The following is a 22,205-nucleotide window of genomic DNA, read 5'->3' on the forward strand; positions in this document are numbered from 1 at the left end:
CGGTGCCCGGCGCCCCCGACCTGTTCCACACCGCCGCCCTCCGCGGGTCGGCGCTCGCCACCTGGCAGCGCGACCCGTCCCGGCTCCGGCAGGACGCCAACCTCGAGGAGGACCACGCCCGCGGCTACTACCGCGACCGTGTGGTCACCGAGCTCGCCCAGAACGCGGCGGACGCCGCCGCCGCGCCGGGCGGCGCGCCCGGCCGGCTCCTGCTCCGCCTGACCACGGGCGCCGGCGGTGCGCGGCTGCTGGCCGCCAACACCGGCACACCGCTCACCGTCGACGGCGTTGCCGCCCTGGCGAGCATGCGCGCCTCCGCCAAGCGGACCGGCGGGATGGTGGGCCGGTTCGGGGTGGGCTTCGCCGCCGTCCGCTCCGTGAGCGACGAGCTGACCGTCGCCACCCGGCCGGGCCCCACCGAAGCGGGTGCCGTGGGCGTCGCCTTCTCACTGGCGGGCACCCGCGGCCTGCTCGCCCGGGCGGCCGCCGACAGCCCCGCGCTCGGCGCGGAGGTAGCGGCCCGGCACGGTGACCTGCCCGCCCTGCGGCTGCCGTTCGTCAGCCCGGACGCCGACGTCCCGGCCGGTTTCACCACCGCCGTGGAGCTGGTGCTGCGCGGGCCGGCCGAGACCGCCGCCGTGCGCCAGGCACTGACCGAGCTCTCCGACGCCGTCCTGCTCGCGCTGCCCGCGCTGGCGGAGGTGCGGGTGGAGATCGACGGCGAGGCCCCGCGCCGCCTCGCCGATGTCGACAGCCGCTGGCTCGTCACCCGGGCCGAGGGGACCCTCGATCCCGCGCTGCTGGCCGACCGTCCCGTCGAGGAGCGCGACCGCACCGGCTGGAGCGTGACGTGGGCGCTGCCCCGGACCCGGCCCGCACCTCACCCGGGTGGCACGGGTGGGGGAGCTATGGAGCCCGCCACGCACACCGGCGTGGTCCACGCCCCCACACCGACCGACGAACCGTGCACCCTGCCCGCACTGCTCGTCGCGAGCCTCCCGCTCGACCCGTCCCGGCGGCACGTGGCGCCCGGCCTTCTGACCGATGCACTGGTCGCCCGGGCGGGGAAGACCTACGCCCAGCTTGCCGACGCGCTCACGAACGGTCCGTCCGCCGACCCCGCGCGCTCGACCTCACCGGCCGGCGCCGACCCACTCGCGCTCGTCCCCACCGGCCTGCCCGCCGGCCCGCTCGACGCCGCCCTCCACGCCGCCGCGCTTGCCGCACTGCGCGCAACGCCGATGCTCACCGAGGTCGGCACCGGCGACCGTCTGACCGCCCGCACCGCGCAGGCGATCACCGGGCCTGTGGGTCAGGACGACGCCGTGCTGGCTGCGCTGAGCCCCATGATCGGCGGGCTCGTCCGGGTGCCCGCAGACCGGCTCTCCCAGGCGCGGGTGCTCGGGGTGGCCCTGCGCGACCTCGCCGAAGTCCTCGAGGACCTGCCGCTCGTGGCCGAGCCGGCGCGGTGGCGCGAGCTGTACACCGCGCTCGCCCCGCACGCGGCCACCTCCCGCGAGGCGCTCGGCGCCCTGCCGGTCCCGCTCGCCGACGGGCGCACCGTCCGCGGCGCCCGCGGAATCCTCGTACCGGGAGCGGACCTCGCCACCCTGTGGGAGGAACACACGCTGGGGGCGCACTTCCCCGGGCTGCGGCTCGTCCATCCCGCCGCGGCACATCCGGTGCTGACCCGGGCGGGGGCCGTCGAGGCCGACGCCCGCACCGTCCTGGCCGAGGACCTGGTCCGTGCCGCGGCCCTGGGAGGGGAGCCCGGCGGCCCGGAGGACGCCGACGACGGCGAGGCCCGCGTCCCGGCGGTTGTCGCCGCCGTGCTCGACCTGGCCGCACTGGCCGTGCGTGAGCGGCCCGGCGCCGAGCTACCCGCCTGGCTGGCCCGTCTGTCCCTGCCCGGCCCCGACGGCGACCTCCCCGCGGCGGAGCTCGTCCTCCCCGGCAGTTGGGCCGCCACCGTCCTCGACGCCCTGGACCAGCTCGACCCCGCCGTCGCCGACCGGTGGGACGCCGCGACCCTCCGTGCCGTCGGGGTGCGCGCCGACCTCGTTACCGTGACCGTGCCGGACGTGGTCGCCGAGCCGGCCGCGGACGAGCCCGTCGAGGGCTGGGGCGACTACCTCGATCACCTGGCCCGGACGTTCGGCCCCGGCGCGTACCTGGGCGACCTGACCGCCGTCGCCGACCTCGACGCCGTCGCCGCGGACGCGTGGGACCGGCTGCTCGAACGGGTCGCCGAGGACCGCCACGCCCGCGCGGCGCTGCTCACCGAGGTGCGCGTGATCTCCGGGGGCCGCGCCGCCCACCTGACGGCGTCGTCGTACACCGCGTGGTGGCTGCGCGAGGAGCTCGGTGCGCCGTTCGCGCACCCGCGGGCCGGTGCGGCGCGGACGCCGTTCCTGCCCGAGGCCCCGGGCGGGCTCGCCGGCCTCGACGACGCCGTCCTCACCGCGCTCGGCGCCGTGCAGGACCTGGCCGAGCTCGACGACGCCGGCTGGGAGGCGTACGTGGGCGGCTGGCCGCCGGTGGGCGAGGTGCCCCTGACGGACGCGCTGGCGCTGTGGCGCGCCCTGGTGGGTGCGGGCGCGGCCGGGCTCGAGCTGTCGCCGCAGGCCGTGCCGGTGCTCGACGCGGGCACGGCCCGGATGGTGCCGGCGGAGGAAGCCGTGGTCGGGCCGCCGATGTGGGCGCAGGTGCGCCCGGTCCTCCCGGTGCCCGCCGGCGAGGTGGTGCGGGTCGCGGAACTGCTGGACCTTGACGCCGTCGGGGAGGCACTGCCCGAGGCGGTCGGCGCCGGAGCGGTGGACACCCCTTCGGAGGTGCTGGCCGTGCTGCCCGGCGCGCCGGCACAGTGGTGGGAGTGCACGCACCTGCGGGTCGCCGGCGTGGAGGTGGCCTGGTGGGCGGCCGACGGCGCAGCCTGGGCGACGACGACCGCCGGCCTCTCCCGAGCGCTCGCCTACGCCGCCGGGAACTGGGCCGCGCGGCACCTGGTCGAGGCGGTGCTCACCGAGCCCGGCCGGCTGGCAGAGCTGCTGGCCGAGCACGCCGGGCAGTGAGACGCCGGGGCCCGGTCGTCCGGCGGGCCCCGGGGCCGTGGGCTGCTCAGACGTCGAAGAAGACCGTCTCTATGCCGCCGTCGGGTGTGTCCTGCAGCCGCACGTCGAAGGTGTAGACCACCTCACCGTCGTGCTCGCTGCGCTTGGCGACGAGGGTGTCGCGGCGAACCACCCACTCGATGTTGTTGAGGATCGGGTCCGCGGCGTTGGCCTCGGCCTCGTCGTCGAAGTAGACCCGGGTGTGCAGCCCGATGTTGATCCCGCGCGCGAAGATCAGCATGAGGATGTGCGGGGCCTGCAGGCCGCCGTTGTTGGCGGGGGTGGGCCCGGGCTTGATGGTCTCGAACGTGTAGACGCCGGTGTCGAAGTCCGAGCCGGTGCGGCCGAAGCCGCGGAACGTCGGGTCGATCTCCTTGTTCTGGGTGTCGCCGGGGTGGGCGTACTTGCCCGCGGCGTTGGCCTGCCAGATCTCGAGGAGTGCGTCGTTGACGACCGAGCCGGTGCCGTCGAGCACCCGGCCCTCCAGACGGATGCGCTCGCCCTTGGTCTCGGGGGTGGTGAGCACGTTGCCAAAGTTGTTCTCGAAGATGTCGAAGCCGGCCTGGGCGGGCGCGAGCCCGATGTGGACGTACGGTCCGCCGGTCTGGGACGGGGTCTCGGGGTAGCGGACCACCATGGGCAGGGCCTTCATCGCTTCACCCCGTTGACGTTGTTGAAGTAGGTGGCGCGGCGGCCGCGCAAGGTGATGTCCCACCGGAAGGTGCGCGCATCGAACGGGGCGTTGTTCGCCGGGTCCTCCTGGGCGATGAGCGTGTTGAGCACGTCGCGCGGGGCCGTGTTGGCGATCGGGCAGCGCTCGATCATCGGGTCGCCGTCGAAGTAGAGCTGGGTGACGAGGCGCTGCGCCCAGCCGCTGCCGCTGATCGCGAAGTGGATGTGCGCCGGGCGCCAGGCGTTGGTGTTGTTGAACCAGGGGTACGGGCCCGGCTTGATGGTGCGGAAGTAGTAGTAGCCGTTGTCGTCGGTGATCATCCGGCCGGACCCGCCGAAGTTGGGGTCGATCGGGGCCAGGTACTGGTCCTTCTTGTGGCGGTAGCGGCCGCCGGCGTTCGCCTGCCAGGCCTCGACGAGGGCGCCCTTGACGGGGTTGCCGAACTCGTCCCGCACGAAGCCGTGGACGATGATGCGCTCGCCGATGGGCAGGCCGTCGCCCTTGGCGAAGTTGAGGATGAGGTCGTTGTCCAGCTCGCCGAGCTCTCCGGTCTGGAAGACCGGGCCGGTCTTCTCGGAGATGGTGTTCCGGGGAGCGATGAGGGCGTTCTTGGGAGCGCGCAGCACGCTCGTGCGGTACCCGGGCGTCAGGGCCGGGGGGTGGTTGCTGTGGTCGCGTTCGACGAACTCGCCGAAGTTGGTGCCGGGAACGGCGATGGCCATGGAGACTCCTGTCGACGATGACCGCTGTCCGGATGAGGCCCGAGCGGGACCCACCGCGGCGGAGACGTGGGACGGCTCACACTCTATGGGTGAAGGTCGGATATGTTAATTGACGGATTGCGCCACCTTCCATAACGTCCGGTCATGGAATATGAGACCGCCCGTGGGGGCGTGCCGGCCTCGGGGGCGGGCGGGCTGCTCGGTCGCATCAGGTTGCGGCACGTGACCTGCTTCGTCGCCGTCGCGCAGGAGCGGAACCTGGGTCGCGCCGCGGACCGGCTGGGCCTGACCCAGCCCGCAGTCACCAAGACCCTGAACGAGCTCGAGTCCGTCGCCGCGGCCCGGCTGCTGGACCGCGGCCGGCACGGGGCCCAGCTCACGGCCGCCGGCGAGCAGTTCCTGCGCCACGCCCTCGGTGTCACCGAGGCGATGGCGGCGGCGGCGGCCGCGCTGGCCGGCGCAGGGGAGCCCACGACGGCGACCGTGCGGCTCGGTGCCCTGCCCACCGTCGCCGGGGTGCTGCTTCCCGGCGCGGTGGCCCGGCTGCACGAGCGGCACCCAGGGGTGGGTGTGCAGGTGCGCACGGGCTCCAACACCGTGCTGCTCGAGGCGCTGCGGGCCGGTGAGCTCGACCTGGTGCTGGGGCGGATGGCCGAGCCCGCAACGATGCGGGGCGTCTCCTTCGAACTGCTCTACGCCGAGTCCCTCGCGCTGGTGGTGCGCCCCGGTCACCCGCTGACGCGCGCCGGCGGGCCGGTCTCCTTGCCGGCGGTCCTCGCCCACCCGGTGGTGGTGGCTACGGCCGGCACGGTGCCCCGGCATCACACCGAGGTCCTTCTGCAACGGCACGGGCTGCACCTCCCGGCCGGATGTGTCGAGACCCTGGAGGTCTCGGTCGCGCGGGCGATCGTGCGCCACACGGACGCGGTGTGGTTCACCGCCGAGCGAGCCCCGCAGGTCGACCTCGACGACGGCCTCCTGGTGCGTCTCGACGTGCCCACCCCTGGCACGGCCGAACCGGTCGGCGTGTTCCGCCGCAGCGTTGACGAACCCTCCGTCGTCACCGACGCGCTGCTGTCGACGCTGCGCACCCTGGCGGGGGAGTGACGACAGCCCTCACTCGCTGCCGACGCCGTCGCGTTCCAGGTGCACGCCGTATCCGGGGGAAGAGCACGAGACTGCCGGCGCGGAGGCCTCCCGCCCTGGCCCGACTCGTGCGGCCGAGCCAGGAGCTGCCGCGGAAGAGCGCCCACAGCGCGGTCACGGGCAGGTACGCCGCTGCGAGGGTGAGCACGCCGCCTGACCCACCAGCGACGCCGGCCAGTGCGACGACCACCAGACCGACGAGGCCGGTCACGGTCGCCGGCCGTCGGAAGCTGCCGACCCGGCCTCGTCTCTTGTCCACACCTCGGTATCAGACGTAAACCTTCTCGAATCCGGGCTCCGCCGTGCGTCGAGCCCAGCGCAGGTTGATGGACGGTGACTTCCGACGGATACGTGGCCCGATCGCGCCGCCACGACAGTCCCAAGCGGCAGAGGGACCATCCCGACCCATCGCCAGGCACCGAACACCAGGCTCGCGGCCCACCGTCGGGCGATGTGACCGAGGCCATGGCTTGTGGGTTTGCGCCCTCGCCGAGACGCTGGGTAATCTTCTGGAGTCCCGCCAGGGAGGCACGGACACCGAGAGGTGGCCGGTCCCGCGGGAACACTCCCTCTAGATGAAGCGTGAGACGTTTTGCGCGCTTTTTCGGGGGTGCTGGATTTGTATTTCTGTGTGTGGGTTCTGCGGGTTGTTGGAAATCGGCGGAGTTGACAAGCGGGAATCGGTCCGGTTAGGCTTGAGAGGTTGCCCCGGAGGCGGTTGGGACTTGGGTCCTGGTTGTTTCTGGTGTGTGTCTGTTCTTTGAGAACTCAACAGTGTGCCAAGTTTTTGATGCCATTTGATTCTGTGCATCGCTTGTCCTGCCTTTTGTGGGTGGGGTGTGTGGTGTGTGGGGTCTTTGTTTTGTTTTGGTTACATGCTCATCGTCTGTCTCGTCGGGTGGTGGGTGTGATGCCATGGATTGGCCTCGCTTCGGTGGGGTTGTCTTCGTATGGTTTGTCGCTCCTGGTTTGGCTGGTCTTGCTCTTTGGGGTGGGGTTGGTTGTCGGGGGTTGGCAGTTGGTTTTTTACGGAGAGTTTGATCCTGGCTCAGGACGAACGCTGGCGGCGTGCTTAACACATGCAAGTCGAACGATGAACCCAGCTTGCTGGGGGATTAGTGGCGAACGGGTGAGTAACACGTGAGTAACCTGCCCCCCGCTTCGGGATAACTCCGGGAAACCGGTGCTAATACCGGATATGACGCATCCTCGCATGGGGGTGTGTGGAAAGATTTATCGGTGGGGGATGGGCTCGCGGCCTATCAGCTTGTTGGTGGGGTGATGGCCTACCAAGGCTTCGACGGGTAGCCGGCCTGAGAGGGTGACCGGCCACACTGGGACTGAGATACGGCCCAGACTCCTACGGGAGGCAGCAGTGGGGAATATTGCACAATGGGCGCAAGCCTGATGCAGCGACGCCGCGTGAGGGATGACGGCCTTCGGGTTGTAAACCTCTTTCAGTAGGGAAGAAGCCGCAAGGTGACGGTACCTGCAGAAGAAGCGCCGGCTAACTACGTGCCAGCAGCCGCGGTAATACGTAGGGCGCAAGCGTTGTCCGGAATTATTGGGCGTAAAGAGCTCGTAGGCGGTTTGTCGCGTCTGCTGTGAAAACGCGAGGCTTAACCTCGCGCCTGCAGTGGGTACGGGCAGACTAGAGTGCGGTAGGGGAGACTGGAATTCCTGGTGTAGCGGTGGAATGCGCAGATATCAGGAGGAACACCGGTGGCGAAGGCGGGTCTCTGGGCCGTTACTGACGCTGAGGAGCGAAAGCATGGGGAGCGAACAGGATTAGATACCCTGGTAGTCCATGCCGTAAACGTTGGGCACTAGGTGTGGGGCCCGTTTCCACGGGGTCCGCGCCGCAGCTAACGCATTAAGTGCCCCGCCTGGGGAGTACGGCCGCAAGGCTAAAACTCAAAGGAATTGACGGGGGCCCGCACAAGCGGCGGAGCATGCGGATTAATTCGATGCAACGCGAAGAACCTTACCAAGGCTTGACATACACCGGAAACATCCAGAGATGGGTGCCCCGCAAGGTCGGTGTACAGGTGGTGCATGGTTGTCGTCAGCTCGTGTCGTGAGATGTTGGGTTAAGTCCCGCAACGAGCGCAACCCTTGTCCTGTGTTGCCAGCGGGTTATGCCGGGGACTCATGGGAGACTGCCGGGGTCAACTCGGAGGAAGGTGGGGATGACGTCAAATCATCATGCCCCTTATGTCTTGGGCTTCACGCATGCTACAATGGCCGGTACAAAGGGCTGCGATACCGCGAGGTGGAGCGAATCCCAAAAAGCCGGTCTCAGTTCGGATTGGGGTCTGCAACTCGACCCCATGAAGTCGGAGTCGCTAGTAATCGCAGATCAGCAACGCTGCGGTGAATACGTTCTCGGGCCTTGTACACACCGCCCGTCACGTCACGAAAGTCGGTAACACCCGAAGCCGGTGGCCTAACCCCTTGTGGGATGGAGCCGTCGAAGGTGGGACTGGCGATTGGGACGAAGTCGTAACAAGGTAGCCGTACCGGAAGGTGCGGCTGGATCACCTCCTTTCTAAGGAGCTCACTGGATCCCCTGGTATCGCCTAGTACGCACCGGCTGGCCGGGTCTTCGGACCTGGGGGGTCGGTGGTGGAACCGGTGGTACGGGTGGGGGTGTTGGTGGCCACCTGCGGCGGCGACAGTTCGCCGGGTGGTTGCTCATGGGTGGAACGTCGAAAGTCTTGGTGCACTGTTGGGTCCTGAGGGAACAGGCCCCCCGCCCGCGGACGTGTTCGTGGGGTTTGGGGGTGTGTTCGTCTCGGCCGTGGCCATGCCGGTGCCAGATTAGTCGTTTGCGGCTGGTGGTGGGTCGGTGTTGGTGGGTTGCTTGAGAACTGTACAGTGGACGCGAGCATCTTTGATCTTTTGTGGTCAAGTTTTTAAGAGCATTCGGTGGATGCCTTGGCACCAGGAGCCGATGAAGGACGTTGTAGCCTGCGATAAGCCTCGGGGAGCTGGCAAACGAGCTGTGATCCGAGGGTGTCCGAATGGGGAAACCCGGCCGCAGTCATGTGCGGTTACCCGCGCCTGAATATATAGGGCGTGTGGAGGGAACGTGGGGAAGTGAAACATCTCAGTACCCACAGGAAGAGATATTCCGTGAGTAGTGGCGAGCGAAAGCGGATGAGGCTAAACCGGGGGTGTGTGATAGCCGGCGGGCGTTGCACCTTCGGGGTCGTGGGACCCACTGACCATCTCTGCCGGGGTGGTGAGGAGTGAGAAAGTCCAGGTGTAGTCGAACGGTCTGGGAAGGCCGGGCATAGTGGGTGAGACCCCCGTAGACGAAACGCCTGGGCCTCCTTGTGGGGATCCCGAGTAGCACGGGGCCCGTGAAATCCCGTGTGAATCTGCCAAGACCACTTGGTAAGCCTAAATACTACCTGGTGACCGATAGCGGACTAGTACCGTGAGGGAAAGGTGAAAAGTACCCCGGGAGGGGAGTGAAATAGTACCTGAAACCGGATGCTTACAATCCGTCGGAGCCTCCTTTGCAGGGGTGACGGCGTGCCTTTTGAAGAATGAGCCTGCGAGTTAGTGGTGCGTGGCGAGGTTAACCCGGGTGGGGAAGCCGTAGCGAAAGCGAGTCCGAACAGGGCGTATGAGTCGCGTGCTCTAGACCCGAAGCGAAGTGATCTACCCATGGGCAGGTTGAAGCACGTGTAAGAGCGTGTGGAGGACCGAACCCACTTAGGTTGAAAACTGAGGGGATGACCTGTGGGTAGGGGTGAAAGGCCAATCAAACTTCGTGATAGCTGGTTCTCCCCGAAATGCATTTAGGTGCAGCGTCACGTGTTTCTTGCCGGAGGTAGAGCTACTGGATGGCCGATGGGCCCTACAAGGTTACTGACGTCAACCAAACTCCGAATGCCGGTAAGTGAAGCGTGGCAGTGAGACTGCGGGGGATAAGCTTCGTAGTCGAGAGGGAAACAGCCCAGACCACCAGCTAAGGCCCCTAAGCGTGTGCTAAGTGGGAAAGGATGTGGAGTTGCACAGACAACCAGGAGGTTGGCTTAGAAGCAGCCACCCTTGAAAGAGTGCGTAATAGCTCACTGGTCAAGTGATTCTGCGCCGACAATTTAGCGGGGCTCAAGCACACCGCCGAAGTTGTGGCATCCACGCAGACCCTCGCCAGGACTTGATCCTGGTGCCGGGGCGTGGGTGGGTAGGGGAGCGTCGTGTGGGAGGTGAAGCGCCGGGGTGACCCAGGTGTGGATCCCACACGAGTGAGAATGCAGGCATGAGTAGCGAATGACGGGTGAGAAACCCGTCCGCCGAATGACCAAGGGTTCCAGGGCCAGGTTAATCCGCCCTGGGTAAGTCGGGACCTAAGGCGAGGCCGACAGGCGTAGTCGATGGACAACGGGTTGATATTCCCGTACCGGCGAAGGACCGACCATACCGAGCCCGGTGATGCTAACCACCCAACGGTGGCCACCGTTCCCTTCGGGGAACACCGGCCACCGGCGCGTGGGACCCGATCCGGTAGTAGGTAAGCGTGTTAACAGGGGTGACGCAGACAGGTAGCCACCGCGTGCTTAATGGCAATGCACGTCCAAGGTTGCAGGGCGGGGTGCAGGCAAATCCGCACCCCATCAAGCCTCAGGACCGATGGTGACCCCGTAGGGGGGAAGCAGGGTGATCCTATGCTGCCAAGAAAAGCCTCGACGCGAGGGACTAGCCGCCCGTACCCGAAACCGACTCAGGTGGTCAGGTAGAGAATACTAAGGCGATCGAGAGAATCGTGGTTAAGGAACTCGGCAAAATGCCCCCGTAACTTCGGGAGAAGGGGGGCCTGAGAGGTGAAGCCACGTGCTGGCTAGCCTTTTCGGGCCGCAGAGACCAGGGAGAAGCGACTGTTTACTAAAAACACAGGTCCGTGCGAAGTCGCAAGACGATGTATACGGACTGACGCCTGCCCGGTGCTGGAAGGTTAAGAGGACGGGTCAACCACGCAAGTGGTGAAGCTCAGAATTTAAGCCCCAGTAAACGGCGGTGGTAACTATAACCATCCTAAGGTAGCGAAATTCCTTGTCGGGTAAGTTCCGACCTGCACGAATGGCGTAACGACTTCTCCGCTGTCTCAACCGCGAACTCGGCGAAATTGCATTACGAGTAAAGATGCTCGTTACGCGCAGCAGGACGGAAAGACCCCGGGACCTTTACTATAGCTTGGTATTGGTGTTCGGTACGGCTTGTGTAGGATAGGTGGGAGACCGTGAAGCATTCACGCCAGTGAGTGTGGAGTCAACGTTGAAATACCACTCTGGTCGTACTGCACATCTAACCTCGGTCCGTGATCCGGACCAGGGACAGTGCCTGGTGGGTAGTTTAACTGGGGCGGTTGCCTCCTAAAATGTAACGGAGGCGCTCAAAGGTTCCCTCAGCCTGGTTGGCAATCAGGTGTCGAGTGCAAGTGCACAAGGGAGCTTGACTGTGAGACTGACAGGTCGAGCAGGGACGAAAGTCGGAACTAGTGATCCGGCGGTGGCTTGTGGAAGCGCCGTCGCTCAACGGATAAAAGGTACCCCGGGGATAACAGGCTGATCTTGCCCAAGAGTCCATATCGACGGCATGGTTTGGCACCTCGATGTCGGCTCGTCGCATCCTGGGGCTGGAGTAGGTCCCAAGGGTTGGGCTGTTCGCCCATTAAAGCGGTACGCGAGCTGGGTTTAGAACGTCGTGAGACAGTTCGGTCCCTATCCGCTGCGCGCGCAGGAAACTTGAGAAGGGCTGTCCCTAGTACGAGAGGACCGGGACGGACGAACCTCTGGTGTGCCAGTTGTTCCGCCAGGAGCATGGCTGGTTGGCTACGTTCGGAAGGGATAACCGCTGAAAGCATCTAAGCGGGAAGCCTGCTTCAAGATGAGGTTTCCACCACCCTTCGAGGTGGGAAGGCCCCCAGCAGACCACTGGGTTGATAGGCCGGACGTGGAAGCGCGGTAACGCGTGGAGCTGACCGGTACTAATTGGCCAACAACTTGCCACAATCTAACTAAGACACAAAGTCTTGCAACGCGTCCACTGTACGGTTCCCGAGAAACCCACCCCCGACACCCATGTTGGACAAGGGCCCACGGGTACATCTCCATAGAGTTACGGCGGTCATAGCGAGGGGGAAACGCCCGGTCCCATTCCGAACCCGGAAGCTAAGCCCCTCAGCGCCGATGGTACTGCACGGGAGACTGTGTGGGAGAGTAGGACACCGCCGAACACCCATTAACAGAAAGGCCCCCACCACCAGGTGGGGGCCTTTCTGCATTTCTTTGAGCATTCGTTCAGGCGTGCTCGCCCTGCTGGCAGTGGTCGGCGGCGCAGTTGCACTGCTGGCACCACAGCTCGCCGACGTTGGGCTCGTACTCATGGTCGTGTGCGGTCAGCCGGTCGTCGTCGAACGGCAGGGTGTCCTGGATGCCGGACGGCCGAAGCTCGCGGTAGAGCTCGAACGCCGTCTCTTGGGAGATGATGCCGTCCAGGGCGAGGTCGGCGAGGGCGTCGAAGACGCGGTACTTGTCTTGCTCGTCGAGCTCGAGGGGATGAATGGTCTCTCGGTGCCGTGCCATCTGGGTCCCTCCACGCGCGCCGACCTGCTCGTGCCGGAGTCTGCAAACTACCGCGCACACCCGGTGCCCGCGCGCCGTCGGCACACACGTAATTGAAATGGGATGGGGACGGCGGAGGTCGTTTGCTGCGCGACTCATGAATCGCCGTGGGCGATTTCGCGCACGTCTCCTTCGGATATGGGAGTTCCTCGCTACGCTCACGACATGCGGGAGACGAGCGAGCAGCTAAAGGGCGCGCCCGTCGACAATTCCACTAGGCCCCTGTCGGCACGTGGTGCGTCATCACTGTGGCGCCGTGGGACGACGCCGTCGTCGCCGCGAGTGTGGGCAGAGGGTAGGGCGGTGCGACCGTCGGCGCCCCTCCCTGACGGTTCACTCCGCGGATCTGGTGGTCGAGGGACGCAGACGCGCTTCGGCTCCCACCTGGGGGTCTTCTTTTGGCAGCTGCCCTTCCTCGGGGTGAGCTCCGTGCTCGCGCTCGGCATGCTGGCCTACGGGCCGGAGGCTCTGCGCCTGCCCGGGTTCGCGGCCGGTGTGCTGGTGGCCGTGGCGGCGTCCGTCCTGGCCCTGGTCGTCCCGTGGCGCAAGCTCCCCCCGGCGACGGCGGCCGTCGTGCCGCTCGCCGACGTCGTCGCCGTCGGTCTCCTGATCGCGGGCGGATTCCGCGCGAGCACCCTGCTCGTGCTGCCCGTGCTCTGGCTGTCCACGGTGTACGGAGCCCCGGGTGTGGCCATCTCGGTCGTCGCGGCCACCCTCGCGGCGTGGGGCCCGGACCTGCTCTCCCCGCAGATCCAGGCCGCCGATGTCCAGCGCCTCATCATCCTGCCGATGGTGCTCAGTGCCGTCGGGGTGGCCGCCCACCTCGCCGAGCGGCGCTCGGCCGCCCGGCTCGACCTGCTCGGCCGGCAGAGCGCCCTCATCGAGGAGACCCTCGCCGAGTCGCACCAGCAGAGCCGCGTGCTGGACTCCATCCTCAACACCATCGACGTCGGAGTCGTGGCACTGGACCGCGACGGGCGCATCACCATCATCAATCGCGCCCACGCCGCCGCCACCGAGGGCCGGCTCCGGGTCGGTGACCACGTCAGCGTCCAGGGCGGCGTCGACGGCTACGCCGCGGACCGCCGGACCCCGCTCGGTGCCGACGGCTCACCGCTCGTCCGGGCCAGCCGCGGCGAGGACATCGACCGCGAGCTGACCTGGTGGGACAACGGTGGAGGCAGCTGGCTCGCCTACCGCGTCTCGGCGGCCCAGCTCCACGACGTCACCGGCCGGCGCAGCGGGGCCGTCGTCGTCTATCAGGACCTCACCGCCGAGATGGCGGCCCTGGCCCAGCGTGAGGACTTCGTCTCGTCGGTCTCCCACGAGCTGCGCACCCCGCTGACCTCGGTGCTCGGCTATCTCGAGCTGGCCTCCGACGACCCCACCGCCACCGAGGGGGTACGCGCCCACCTGCGGGTGGCCGAGCGCAACGCTGAACGACTGCTGCAGCTGGTCTCCGACCTGCTCCTGGCCGCGCGCACACGGGAGCGCGGCCTCGAGTTCGACCGGGACGTCGTCGACCTGCGCAACCTCGTCGCCGAGACGGTCCAGAGCCAGCTCCCGCACGCCCACACCGCCGGGCTCACGATGCGCCACCACCTCGCCGAGCCGTGCCGGATGCTCGGCGACCGGACCCGACTGGGTCAGGTCATCGACAACGTCCTGTCCAACGCCATCAAGTACACCCAGGCCGGCGGGGAGATCGAGGTGACGCTGCGCCCCACCACCGACGTGGCCCGCGTGACGATCAGGGACACCGGCATGGGGATCACCCCGGCCGACCAGGAGAAGCTCTTCACCCGCTTCTACCGCGCCCCGGCCGTGCGCAACGGGGCCGTGGTGGGGACCGGGCTGGGGCTGCACCTGTCACGGCAGATCGTCGAGGCGCACGGCGGCACCATCGAGCTGACCTCCGTACTGGGTGAGGGCACGAGTGTGGAGATCGTGCTGCCCATGCCCGACCCCGCGGAGACCGGGAGCCGGTCATGATCCTGGACACCCTCACCCTCCTCATCGCCGCGGCGCTGGTGATCACCACGTCCTCGGGGATGTTTGTCGCCGAGGCGTGGGTACGCACCGGCGACCTCGTCGACCGGCTGTGGACGCTGGCCTTCGCCGCCGCGATCACCACGGCGCTGGCCTACGCCGTCGCCACGCTCGCCGCCGACCAGTGGTGGGTCACCGCCGTCGGGAACGGGGCCAGTGTGCTGTGCGTGTGGGCGATGTGGAGCGGTATCCGCGCCTACCAGCGCCGCTCGTCGCGAGTGGTGGTCGCCTTCGCGGTGGCGCTGCTCGCGGTCGCGGCGGTGCTCGTCGAGGGGCCCGACGGCGGAGCCTGGGCGGGCGCGGTCGTTGCCCTGGGTGGCACCGCGGTCGGGGCGTTGGCGGGTGGTGTCGCGCTGCTGCGCGGCAAGGCGCACACCGGCCGGGCCGCGCTCGTGCTCGCCGCCATCCTGCTTCTCGGTGGCCTCTTCTACGCGGTGCGCTCCGTGGTCTTCGTGCTCGCCGGGCCGGACTCGCCGGGCTTCGAGCAGTACCTGGGCACCGCCGTCACCACGCTCGTCAACATCCTCTTGGTCAATGGGGCCGCCTTCGCCGCCGTGACCATGCGGGAGCGCACCGCCCGGCAAGAGATCGCCGAGGGGCAGAACTTCGATGCCAGGACCGGTGCACGGACCAACCACTCGTTCGAGCCACGGGCGGTCGAGCAGCTACGCCGGTCGGCCGAGTCACTCGCACCGGTAGCCATGGTGCAGCTCGTGCCCGAGGGTCTCGAGACGCTCGAGCTGGCGTTCGGGGCGGACGTCGCCGAGCAGGCGCTCGTGGCGTGCGGTGAGGTGGCTCAAGTGTTGCTGCCGCCGCGTGCGCTCATGGGCCTCGATCCGGTGGGGGCGGCGTCGTTCCAGGTGCTGCTGCCTGGGTGGGACGAGAGCGATGCCGTCGAGTGGGCCACCGAGGTGCGCAGGGAGCTCGTCGCTACGCGCCTGGAGGTACCCGGCAGTCACGTGCGGATCGGTGCCAGCGCCGGCGTTGCCGACGTGCGGCTCCACGGGTACTCGCTGGGTGAACTCTGTGACGCGGCACGGGCCGCCGCCCAGCAGGCCGTGGCCGACGGGAACCGGGTCGTCACGGCGAGTGCCGCAGGCGTGAGTGGTGCGCGCGTGGCCCAGCCGGTGGAGCACGCTCGGGACTGATGGACATGTCCGAACCCAAGGTAACCGCGGAATCTTGAGGCGACCTTGAGGTGACGTGAAGGTGCCCTGAACGCCGCGTTGAGGCGGGGGCGGCACTGTCGGTGATGTTGCAGGAGCGGGCTGAAGCGCTCGCTCTCCCGAACCGTCACCGAAGGAATCCCGATGCGCACCAAGGCCGCTCAGCCCCGCAGCTCCTCCAAGAAGATGCGGAAAGGCATTGTCGCCGGCGTCGTCGGCATTGCACTTCTTGCTGGTGGGACCGCGTCGTTCGCCACGTGGGAAGCCAAGTACTCGAACGCCGGTTCCATCACGACGGGCACCCTGAGCCTCACGGGCAAGAATACGGAAAGCCAGAAGTGGAAGATCAACGGCTCCACGGCCGTGCCGGACATCACGCAGTTCCGAATGGTGCCGGGTGACGTCCTGACCTTCGAGGACCAGGTCACACTGACGGCCACTGGCCAGCGGATGACCGCATCCCTCAGGCCGCAGCTCGGGAACTTTACGGAGGACGCGGCACTGAATGGCTTTATCGATTACAACGTGCAGGTCAGCGACGCCAATGGCGTGGTGGTTTTCTCGTGGAACAAGAACACCTGGTCCAACGCCATGGTTGTTCCGATCACGAGCGGCACGACCCGCGTCCTGACGATGGAGGCAGAGATCACCTTCGCCAGCAACGCCACAGCGGCAGCGACGCAGGGCAAGACCATCACGTTCGCGGATGCGGGGCTCGTCGCCACGCAGACGGCGGCCGGCGTGAACTAACCACATCCCGAACTGGAGGGAGCCGGACGCCCTTCGTCCGGCTTCCCTCCCTAACAACCCCACTCGATCGTGAGCAGCAGATGAGGATGACATGACCGCCAAAGCCGTCCGTGGCCTGGTTGCCATCGCCGCCGTCGTCTTCCTGCTCAGCAGCGGTCTGGGCAGTACCGCGTTGTGGTCCGCCCAGGCCCTCATGCCGACGGGTCAGGTCACCAGCGGGCAGCTGCGCCTCGAGCAGGAGCCGATGACCATCACGCTCACCCGGGACGGTACGACGACCGATCTCTCCACCACGCTCGGTCAGCAGGCGCTGCGCCCCGGTGACGTGCTGACCTACCGCGTCCCGGTGACGCCGGTGCTCCAGGGCACAAGCCTTGAGGCCACCCTCGCGCTTGACGTCAGCGGGCTGGTGGTCGGTGCGCTGCGGGACGTGGTGGGCAAGCCCGCGGTGACCGTCCAGACGGACCCGAGAGGGCTCCTCTCCACGAGCTCCGGCCCGTGGAACGTCACGCCCGCACTCAATCGCTCGCGTGTGACCGGCATCATTACGGTCACGATCCCCGCCACTGCGGGTTCCGCGCTCCAGGGGCAGACCCTCGACCCGGGCAACATCACATGGACCCTGACGCAGGTATGAGCGATCCCTCGACCAGCACGCGGAGGACCGGCCTGCAGAGGTCCGTTCGAAACGGCGTTGTCGCTTCCATCGCTGCCGGCCTCCTCGCCGTCATCCTGGCACCGACGACCGGCACGCAGGCCCGGTGGCACTCCGAAGCTGTCGCACAGACGCCGGCCGCCACGATGGATCGGATGTCGCTCGCTGTCTCGGCTTCCCCGGCCGCGCTGTCTACGACGGTCACCAATTCCGCCAGGGCGGCGACGGCGATGTGGAGGCCGGCCGCGCTCACCGTGACCGCCGGCGGCCAGCGGCTGCCGGCGACCGCCCTCGGCAACACGACCATCACTTACGCCACCGCGTCGACCACAGGGTCCTGCGCCACGGCGCCAGCTCGATGGACGGTCGACCCCGCCCTAGCGATCCTCCCGCCTGCGGGTGGGACCCCGCTCGAGACGCTTACGCCCAATGCGTCGGCCAACCTGTGCCTCAACATCCAGCCCGGAGCCGAGCTGCTCACCCGGTACCCCGGCCAGACGCTGACGCTGACTACCGGAATTGACGCACAGGCGCCCGCACCGGGCGTCTGGACCGCGCCCCGGGTGAGTTGGGTGACGACCTTCCGTGTGCCGGCACCCACCGCGCCGGCACTCGGGTCCTGTGCGGTCACCGCGCCCAATCAGAAGGCAGTGGAGATCAGCTGGACCTGGGCCGGCGTGGGGACCCCGCAGGGTTGGGACATTCTGCAGTGGAACGGCACCATCTGGGCCCCGATCGCCAAGGATGTGGGCAAGACCGGTAACCACCCCGAGGTGCCCGCGGACAAGCATCTCCCGGGCGATAGGCGCTCAACCACGATCCGGCCGGGCAAGAACGACGCCGAGGACGTCAAGGTACGCCTGCACCTCGTCGGAGGCGCCTTCATCGACAGCTCTCAGGTGTTCACATTCGCCGCCGTGAACCAGAACAACGAGAAGGTGGCATGCGGTGACCTGGCACAAGGCGCCACGGCGACTACCGAGACCTCCGCGGGGCGCGTCCCTGCCCCGATGGATACCGCCGCCGACGCACCCGTCACCGCGCCGAGCCCGGCGCCCGAGGACGCCACCGGATCTGCACCGTTGGCCGTCGAGCCGCAAACACGGGCTGCGACCGCCTCGCCCGCCACGACGGGCGCCGCACCCAACACCGACACCACCACCGCGCCCGCCGCGGAAGGGAAGTAGCACCATGAGCTCCATCGCGCGCCGTGCCGGAAGCGTCGCCCTCTGGCTGGTCCTCGCCGTCGTCGTCGTGCTCGCCTTTCTCATGGTGCTCGTCCCACGGGTAACGGGCTGGGTGCCCCTGACGATCCTCACCGGTTCGATGGAGCCCACCATCCCCACCGGCAGCCAGGTGGTCGTCCAGACAATCGACGGCGAGGCCGATGCCGCGAAGCTGAACATCGGCGACGTCGTCACGTTTATGCCGCACCCGGACGACCCCACGCTCGTCACCCACCGCATCGTCTCCCGCACGCTGAGCTCTGATGGCAGCATCTCTTTCGGCACGCAGGGCGACGCCAACAGCGCCGCCGACTCCTGGACGCTGACTGCCACGCAGTTGCGAGGGGTGCTGCAGTACCACGTGCCCTACGCCGGCTACCTTGCCACCGCGCTGGACGGGAACCAGAAGCAGACGGGCGTGGGGGTGGCCGCGACCGCGCTGCTGGCCTACGCCGTCGCCCAGCTGGTAGGCGCTGTGCGGGAGCGCCGCAAGTCCGTGGCTGCCGCGGCGCCCGGCGCCGCCTTCGCGGCCGTCACCTCTTCGGCGCAGCACGACGTCGCCGAGGTCCCGGCCATGAACGGTGAGACGACCGCCGTCGGCCCCGCAAACCGCACGGTGCGCGAGGAGCTCACGCCCACCCGCGCCGCATCCACCAAGCAGGACACAGCCGCCCGCACGCACGGCCCGCGTCACCGCCGCGACGAGCCGGCCCGCGACCGTGAGCTTGTGGACGCCGCCTGATGAGCGAGGTGCTGTGCCCGGTCGCGCTGTGTGCCCTGTGCGACGAGCTGGGCCCCGACGCCGCCTGCTCCTTCGCCCATCACTACCTCGATCTCCTGGACGCCCGGGTCCAGCACCTGACCGAGGCCCTCGCCGGGGAGGACGCCGAGGCGGCGTGGGTGGTGGCGCTGAGCCTGCACAGCTCGAGTGCGATGGTCGGGGCGCAGGCCCTCGCCGAGGTCTCCCGCGCGCTGGCCACACAGCTGCGGGCCGGCGCCCTGGCGGCCGCGCGGCTGGTCCTGTGCGACCTGGCGGCGTTGGCCACGGCGACGGCGCGGGCCCTGCTCGCGTTCCTCGCCCGGCCGGTGCCCGGGGTGGTCAGCGCTTCGGCGTGAGCCGGTAGCCGGTGCCGCGGACGGTCTCGATGAACCTGGGGTGGGCGGCGTCGTCGCCGAGCTTGCGCCGCAGGTTCGCGACATGAACCTCCACCGCCCGCTTGTCGGCGTCACGGACGAACGCGCCACTCCCGTACTCCTCCGGCCACACGTCCCGGACGAGCTCGACCTTGGGCAGCACCCGCCGCGGGGCGGCGAGCAGCGCAGCGAGCAGGTCGAACTCGGTGCGCGTCAGGTGCACCGGTGTGCCGTCGACGTCGACGAGCCGGGCGTCGATGTCGAGGCGCAGCCCGTTGTGGGTCAGGACGCCGTCCCAGTCGTCGGCCGCGGCGGCCGCGTCGAACGCGGAGGCGGCACCGGCGCCGGCGGGTGCGGGCGAGGCCGCACTGTCCGGTGCACCGACTGGGTCACGGCGCGGGGCCGCACCTACAGCGCCCGCACTGGCTGACGCCGCGGACGCGGCGGCCAGCGAGGACGCGACGCCGGCCAGCTGCCGAGGCCGGCGCAGCATCGCCTGGATCCGCGCGCGAAGCTCGCGGGGCCGGAACGGCTTGGTGATGTAGTCGTCGGCACCTGCGTCCAGGCCCATGAGGGTGTCGATCTCCTCGTCGTGGGCGGTCAGCATGACGATGTAGGTGCCGGAGAAGCCGCGCACTCGGCGCGCCACCTCGAACCCGTCGATGTCCGGCAGCGACACGTCGAGCGTGGTCACGATGGGGCAGTGCTCGCGCACCAGCTCGACGCCCGCGGTGCCCGTGCTCGCGGCGTGCACGTCGAAGCCGGCCTGGGTCAGCACGGAGATCAGGAGGTCGCGGATGTCGCCGTCGTCCTCGACGACGACGGCGGCGCGCACCTCGGATTCCTCCATGACTACAAACTAATGGAAACGTCCGAAACACGCCGGGTGGGTGGGGGCGATGAGTACAGACGGAGCCGTTGTCGGACGTGTGGAGATCGCGCTGCCGCGGACGGTGCGACCGTCGCGGCGTGCCGGGTGCCTGTACCGGACGACGGCGGTACGATCCTGGCGATGAACGGCCACAGTTGGTACGCCGCCGGCAGGGAGTCGGTCCTGGACGCCGCCGCCCTGGACGGGCTGGTGGCCGACGTCGGCGTGGTCGAGGCGGACCGCTTCGCCGGCTGCTACCTGGAGCTCCTCGAGCAGCGGGTCGCGCACCTGCACCGCGCGGCCGTCACCGCGGACCTCGACGAGGTCCACGAGGCGGCCCTGAGCCTGCACGTCACCTCCGTCATGGTCGGGGCCGAGGGGATGGCCGGCTCGGTCGCCGCGCTGTCCGAGGCGCTCGCCGCCGGGGTGCTCGCCGAGGTAGGGGCCGCCCTGGCGGAGATCGAGATCATCGCCGCGGTGACCACCGGCGCGCTGGTGGCGCGTCGTGCGGTGCCCGCCGGTGCCGTCGCCTGAGTCGCGCACACTGGCTGCCGCCTGACTGCGCTCACCCGGCGCCGTCCAAGAATCGCCCCGCCTACCCCTATCTCACCCTCGCGCCCACAGGGTGAGCCGGACGGGTTCATCCCCATTTCACCTCTCGATCCACGAATCGGTGAGTCGCCGTCCTGATGTGCTGTCCCGCTGGGGGCCGTGCGGCCGCGAGGGCTGCCCGCGACCGGACAGGGAAGGCATCGCCGTGGAGGAGATCATCGACCGCGAGGCGCTCAGCGCGCTCGTCGAGGACGTCGGCGCCGCGCGCGCGCAGACGATCGTCGGCAGCTACCTCGCGACCCTCGACGAGCGGGTGTACCACCTGCGTGCCTCCCTTGCGGGCTGCGACACCGAGCGGGCGATCATCGCGCTGCGCGGCCTGCGCAGCGCCAGCGCGCTCGTCGGGGCCCGCGAGCTCGCCGCTCTCGTCGAAGAGGTGGAACCGGCGCTGTCCCGCGGCAGGTACGCCCCGGCCCGCGCGGCACTGCCCGAGATCCTGCAGAGCGCCGCCGCGACAGCCCGAGCGCTCCTTGCCGTGCTCAGCGAGCCGGCAACATCCGGTACCCGACGCCCCGCACGGTCTCGATGAACCGCGGGTTCGCGGCGTCGTCTCCGAGCTTGCGGCGCAGGTTCGCCATGTGGACCTCGAGGCCACGACGGTCGGCGTCGGCCACGGCGCCGGACAAGGTGTAGTTCCCGGCCCACAGGTGCCCCACCAGCGCGGTCTTGGCCACCGCGGTGCCCGGCGCCCGGAGCAGCGCGCCCAGCAGCGAGAACTCGGTCGGGGTCAGGTGCACCTCAACGCCGTCCACGAACACCTCCTGCGCGCTGACGTCCAGGCGCAGGCCTCCGTGGCTGAGCAGACCAGCGGGCGACGGCGCAGCGCGGCCGGGCGAGCGGCGGGCGGGCGACGGCGCAACGGCGCCCGCGGGCGCGCGGCCGTGCCGCTCCGTGGTGACCCCGCCGTGCCGCTCCGCGCCGACCTCCACCACGGTGGCCGTCATCGCGGGGGCGAGTCGGTCCGGCCCCGGCGGCACGGCACGCGGCAGGTGACCGCTCGAGTCGCCTGTGCGGTGCGACGTCGTGGCGGCGGCCGCGGCGACCCCCACGAACTGCCGCGGGCGCCGCAGCATCGCCTCCACGCGGGCGCGCAGCTCTCGGGGGCGGAACGGCTTGGTGATGTAGTCGTCGGCGCCCGCCTCCAGCCCTAGGAGCGTGTCGACCTCGTCGGCGTGCGCGGTGAGCATCACCAGGTAGGTGGGGGAGAACATCCGGATCCGCCGCGCCACCTCGAGGCCGTCGATGTCCGGCAGGGAGATGTCCAGCGTGGTCACGAGCGGCTCGTGCGCACGCACCCGCTCCACGCCGTCGCGTCCGGTGGCCGCCGAGTGCACCGTGAAGCCGGCCTGGGTCAGGACCGCCACGAGCAGACCACGAATGTCGTCGTCGTCCTCGACGACGACGGCCGTGCGCTGCTCCCCCGTTTCGGACATCGATCGAGACATTACTACGACTG

General features: G+C 68.7%; 16 protein-coding genes and 3 rRNA genes. 14 read left to right on the forward strand and 5 right to left on the reverse strand.

Annotation, left to right across the window (positions count from 1 at the left end; genetic code table 11):
• Positions 1 to 2: 2 nt before the first annotated feature.
• Positions 3 to 3,071, forward strand: a complete 3,069-nt coding sequence (locus FE374_RS02850) for a sacsin N-terminal ATP-binding-like domain-containing protein (protein WP_139927151.1) — start codon at positions 3 to 5, stop codon at positions 3,069 to 3,071.
• Between the two features lie 46 nt (positions 3,072 to 3,117).
• Here FE374_RS02850 and pcaG read toward each other — a convergent pair whose 3' ends face one another.
• Both pcaG and pcaH read right to left on the reverse strand, forming a co-directional pair.
• Positions 3,118 to 3,762 (reverse strand): protocatechuate 3,4-dioxygenase subunit alpha, encoded by a 645-nt coding sequence (pcaG, locus tag FE374_RS02855; RefSeq protein WP_139927152.1) that lies wholly within the window; start codon positions 3,760 to 3,762, stop codon positions 3,118 to 3,120.
• Positions 3,759 to 4,505 (reverse strand): protocatechuate 3,4-dioxygenase subunit beta, encoded by a 747-nt coding sequence (gene pcaH / locus FE374_RS02860; protein WP_139927153.1) that lies wholly within the window; start codon positions 4,503 to 4,505, stop codon positions 3,759 to 3,761. The genes pcaG and pcaH overlap by 4 nt, the downstream gene beginning before the upstream one ends.
• Before the next feature lie 144 nt (positions 4,506 to 4,649).
• On the opposite strand from pcaH, the gene FE374_RS02865 reads away from it, so the two are divergent.
• The 4 genes from FE374_RS02865 to rrf all read left to right on the forward strand — a co-directional run bounded on the left by FE374_RS02865 (position 4,650) and on the right by rrf (position 11,898).
• A complete protein-coding gene (locus tag FE374_RS02865; protein WP_139927154.1) occupies positions 4,650 to 5,612 on the forward strand; it encodes a LysR substrate-binding domain-containing protein in 963 nt (320 codons plus the stop codon).
• A 1,064-nt stretch (positions 5,613 to 6,676) separates the two neighbouring features.
• Positions 6,677 to 8,199: ribosomal RNA gene (locus FE374_RS02870) — 16S ribosomal RNA — on the forward strand.
• 357 nt (positions 8,200 to 8,556) lie between these two features.
• Positions 8,557 to 11,673, forward strand: a 23S ribosomal RNA gene (locus tag FE374_RS02875).
• Between the two features lie 108 nt (positions 11,674 to 11,781).
• Positions 11,782 to 11,898 (forward strand): 5S ribosomal RNA (rrf, locus tag FE374_RS02880).
• The 16S, 23S and 5S rRNA genes sit together here, the layout of an rRNA operon.
• 64 nt (positions 11,899 to 11,962) lie before the next feature.
• Here rrf and FE374_RS02885 read toward each other — a convergent pair.
• Positions 11,963 to 12,247: a hypothetical protein gene (locus FE374_RS02885; protein ID WP_139927155.1), complete on the reverse strand. Its 285-nt coding sequence runs from the start codon at positions 12,245 to 12,247 to the stop codon at positions 11,963 to 11,965.
• Positions 12,248 to 12,706: 459 nt separating this feature from the next.
• On the opposite strand from FE374_RS02885, the gene FE374_RS02890 reads away from it, so the two are divergent.
• The 7 genes from FE374_RS02890 to FE374_RS02920 all read left to right on the forward strand — a co-directional run bounded on the left by FE374_RS02890 (position 12,707) and on the right by FE374_RS02920 (position 19,248).
• Positions 12,707 to 14,278 carry a sensor histidine kinase gene (locus tag FE374_RS02890; protein WP_168205553.1) on the forward strand — a complete coding sequence of 524 codons (1,572 nt, stop codon included), beginning with the start codon at positions 12,707 to 12,709 and terminating at the stop codon, positions 14,276 to 14,278.
• Positions 14,275 to 15,483, forward strand: a complete 1,209-nt coding sequence (locus FE374_RS02895) for a GGDEF domain-containing protein (RefSeq protein ID WP_139927157.1) — start codon at positions 14,275 to 14,277, stop codon at positions 15,481 to 15,483. The genes FE374_RS02890 and FE374_RS02895 overlap by 4 nt, the downstream gene beginning before the upstream one ends.
• A 162-nt stretch (positions 15,484 to 15,645) precedes the next feature.
• Positions 15,646 to 16,251: an alternate-type signal peptide domain-containing protein gene (locus FE374_RS02900; RefSeq protein ID WP_139927158.1), complete on the forward strand. Its 606-nt coding sequence runs from the start codon at positions 15,646 to 15,648 to the stop codon at positions 16,249 to 16,251.
• Positions 16,252 to 16,342: 91 nt separating this feature from the next.
• Positions 16,343 to 16,888 carry an alternate-type signal peptide domain-containing protein gene (locus tag FE374_RS02905; protein WP_139927159.1) on the forward strand — a complete coding sequence of 182 codons (546 nt, stop codon included), beginning with the start codon at positions 16,343 to 16,345 and terminating at the stop codon, positions 16,886 to 16,888.
• A 173-nt stretch (positions 16,889 to 17,061) separates the two neighbouring features.
• Complete coding sequence (locus tag FE374_RS02910) at positions 17,062 to 18,093, forward strand: hypothetical protein (protein WP_139927160.1); 1,032 nt, start codon at positions 17,062 to 17,064, stop codon at positions 18,091 to 18,093.
• 4 nt (positions 18,094 to 18,097) lie between these two features.
• Positions 18,098 to 18,874: a signal peptidase I gene (locus FE374_RS02915; protein WP_139927161.1), complete on the forward strand. Its 777-nt coding sequence runs from the start codon at positions 18,098 to 18,100 to the stop codon at positions 18,872 to 18,874.
• On the forward strand, positions 18,874 to 19,248 hold the full coding sequence (locus FE374_RS02920) for an Hpt domain-containing protein (protein ID WP_139927162.1): 375 nt from the start codon (positions 18,874 to 18,876) through the stop codon (positions 19,246 to 19,248). Before FE374_RS02915 ends, FE374_RS02920 begins: the two co-directional genes overlap by 1 nt.
• Here FE374_RS02920 and FE374_RS02925 read toward each other — a convergent pair.
• Positions 19,232 to 20,116: a response regulator transcription factor gene (locus FE374_RS02925; RefSeq protein WP_139927163.1), complete on the reverse strand. Its 885-nt coding sequence runs from the start codon at positions 20,114 to 20,116 to the stop codon at positions 19,232 to 19,234. The two genes, FE374_RS02920 and FE374_RS02925, sit on opposite strands and share 17 nt — an antisense overlap.
• Before the next feature lie 162 nt (positions 20,117 to 20,278).
• Here FE374_RS02925 and FE374_RS02930 point away from each other — a divergent pair, with 162 nt between their 5' ends.
• Together FE374_RS02930 and FE374_RS02935 are read left to right on the forward strand one after the other, a co-directional pair.
• A complete protein-coding gene (locus FE374_RS02930) occupies positions 20,279 to 20,671 on the forward strand; it encodes a hypothetical protein (protein WP_139927164.1) in 393 nt (130 codons plus the stop codon).
• Between the two features lie 223 nt (positions 20,672 to 20,894).
• On the forward strand, positions 20,895 to 21,278 hold the full coding sequence (locus tag FE374_RS02935) for a hypothetical protein (RefSeq protein ID WP_139927165.1): 384 nt from the start codon (positions 20,895 to 20,897) through the stop codon (positions 21,276 to 21,278).
• On the opposite strand, the gene FE374_RS02940 is transcribed toward FE374_RS02935, so the two are convergent.
• Positions 21,229 to 22,182, reverse strand: coding sequence for a response regulator transcription factor (locus FE374_RS02940; RefSeq protein WP_139927166.1), 954 nt, complete (start codon positions 22,180 to 22,182; stop codon positions 21,229 to 21,231). The two genes, FE374_RS02935 and FE374_RS02940, sit on opposite strands and share 50 nt — an antisense overlap.
• Positions 22,183 to 22,205 lie beyond the last annotated feature (23 nt).

Source organism: Georgenia yuyongxinii, from assembly GCF_006352065.1.
In the GTDB taxonomy this organism is placed as follows: Bacteria; Actinomycetota; Actinomycetes; order Actinomycetales; family Actinomycetaceae; genus Georgenia; species Georgenia yuyongxinii.

Bases quoted from the DNA above. Each gene is read 5' to 3' on its own strand.
- pcaG (WP_139927152.1), bottom strand. From the start codon at position 3,762: ATGAAGGCCCTGCCCATGGTGGTCCGCTACCCCGAGACCCCGTCCCAG.
- pcaH (WP_139927153.1), bottom strand. From the start codon at position 4,505: ATGGCCATCGCCGTTCCCGGCACCAACTTCGGCGAGTTCGTCGAACGC.
- FE374_RS02865 (WP_139927154.1), top strand. From the start codon at position 4,650: ATGGAATATGAGACCGCCCGTGGGGGCGTGCCGGCCTCGGGGGCGGGC.
- FE374_RS02885 (WP_139927155.1), bottom strand. From the start codon at position 12,247: ATGGCACGGCACCGAGAGACCATTCATCCCCTCGAGCTCGACGAGCAA.
- FE374_RS02895 (WP_139927157.1), top strand. From the start codon at position 14,275: ATGATCCTGGACACCCTCACCCTCCTCATCGCCGCGGCGCTGGTGATC.
- FE374_RS02900 (WP_139927158.1), top strand. From the start codon at position 15,646: ATGCGCACCAAGGCCGCTCAGCCCCGCAGCTCCTCCAAGAAGATGCGG.
- FE374_RS02905 (WP_139927159.1), top strand. From the start codon at position 16,343: ATGACCGCCAAAGCCGTCCGTGGCCTGGTTGCCATCGCCGCCGTCGTC.
- FE374_RS02910 (WP_139927160.1), top strand. From the start codon at position 17,062: ATGTCGCTCGCTGTCTCGGCTTCCCCGGCCGCGCTGTCTACGACGGTC.
- FE374_RS02915 (WP_139927161.1), top strand. From the start codon at position 18,098: ATGAGCTCCATCGCGCGCCGTGCCGGAAGCGTCGCCCTCTGGCTGGTC.
- FE374_RS02920 (WP_139927162.1), top strand. From the start codon at position 18,874: ATGAGCGAGGTGCTGTGCCCGGTCGCGCTGTGTGCCCTGTGCGACGAG.
- FE374_RS02925 (WP_139927163.1), bottom strand. From the start codon at position 20,116: ATGGAGGAATCCGAGGTGCGCGCCGCCGTCGTCGTCGAGGACGACGGC.
- FE374_RS02930 (WP_139927164.1), top strand. From the start codon at position 20,279: ATGAACGGCCACAGTTGGTACGCCGCCGGCAGGGAGTCGGTCCTGGAC.
- FE374_RS02940 (WP_139927166.1), bottom strand. From the start codon at position 22,182: ATGTCCGAAACGGGGGAGCAGCGCACGGCCGTCGTCGTCGAGGACGAC.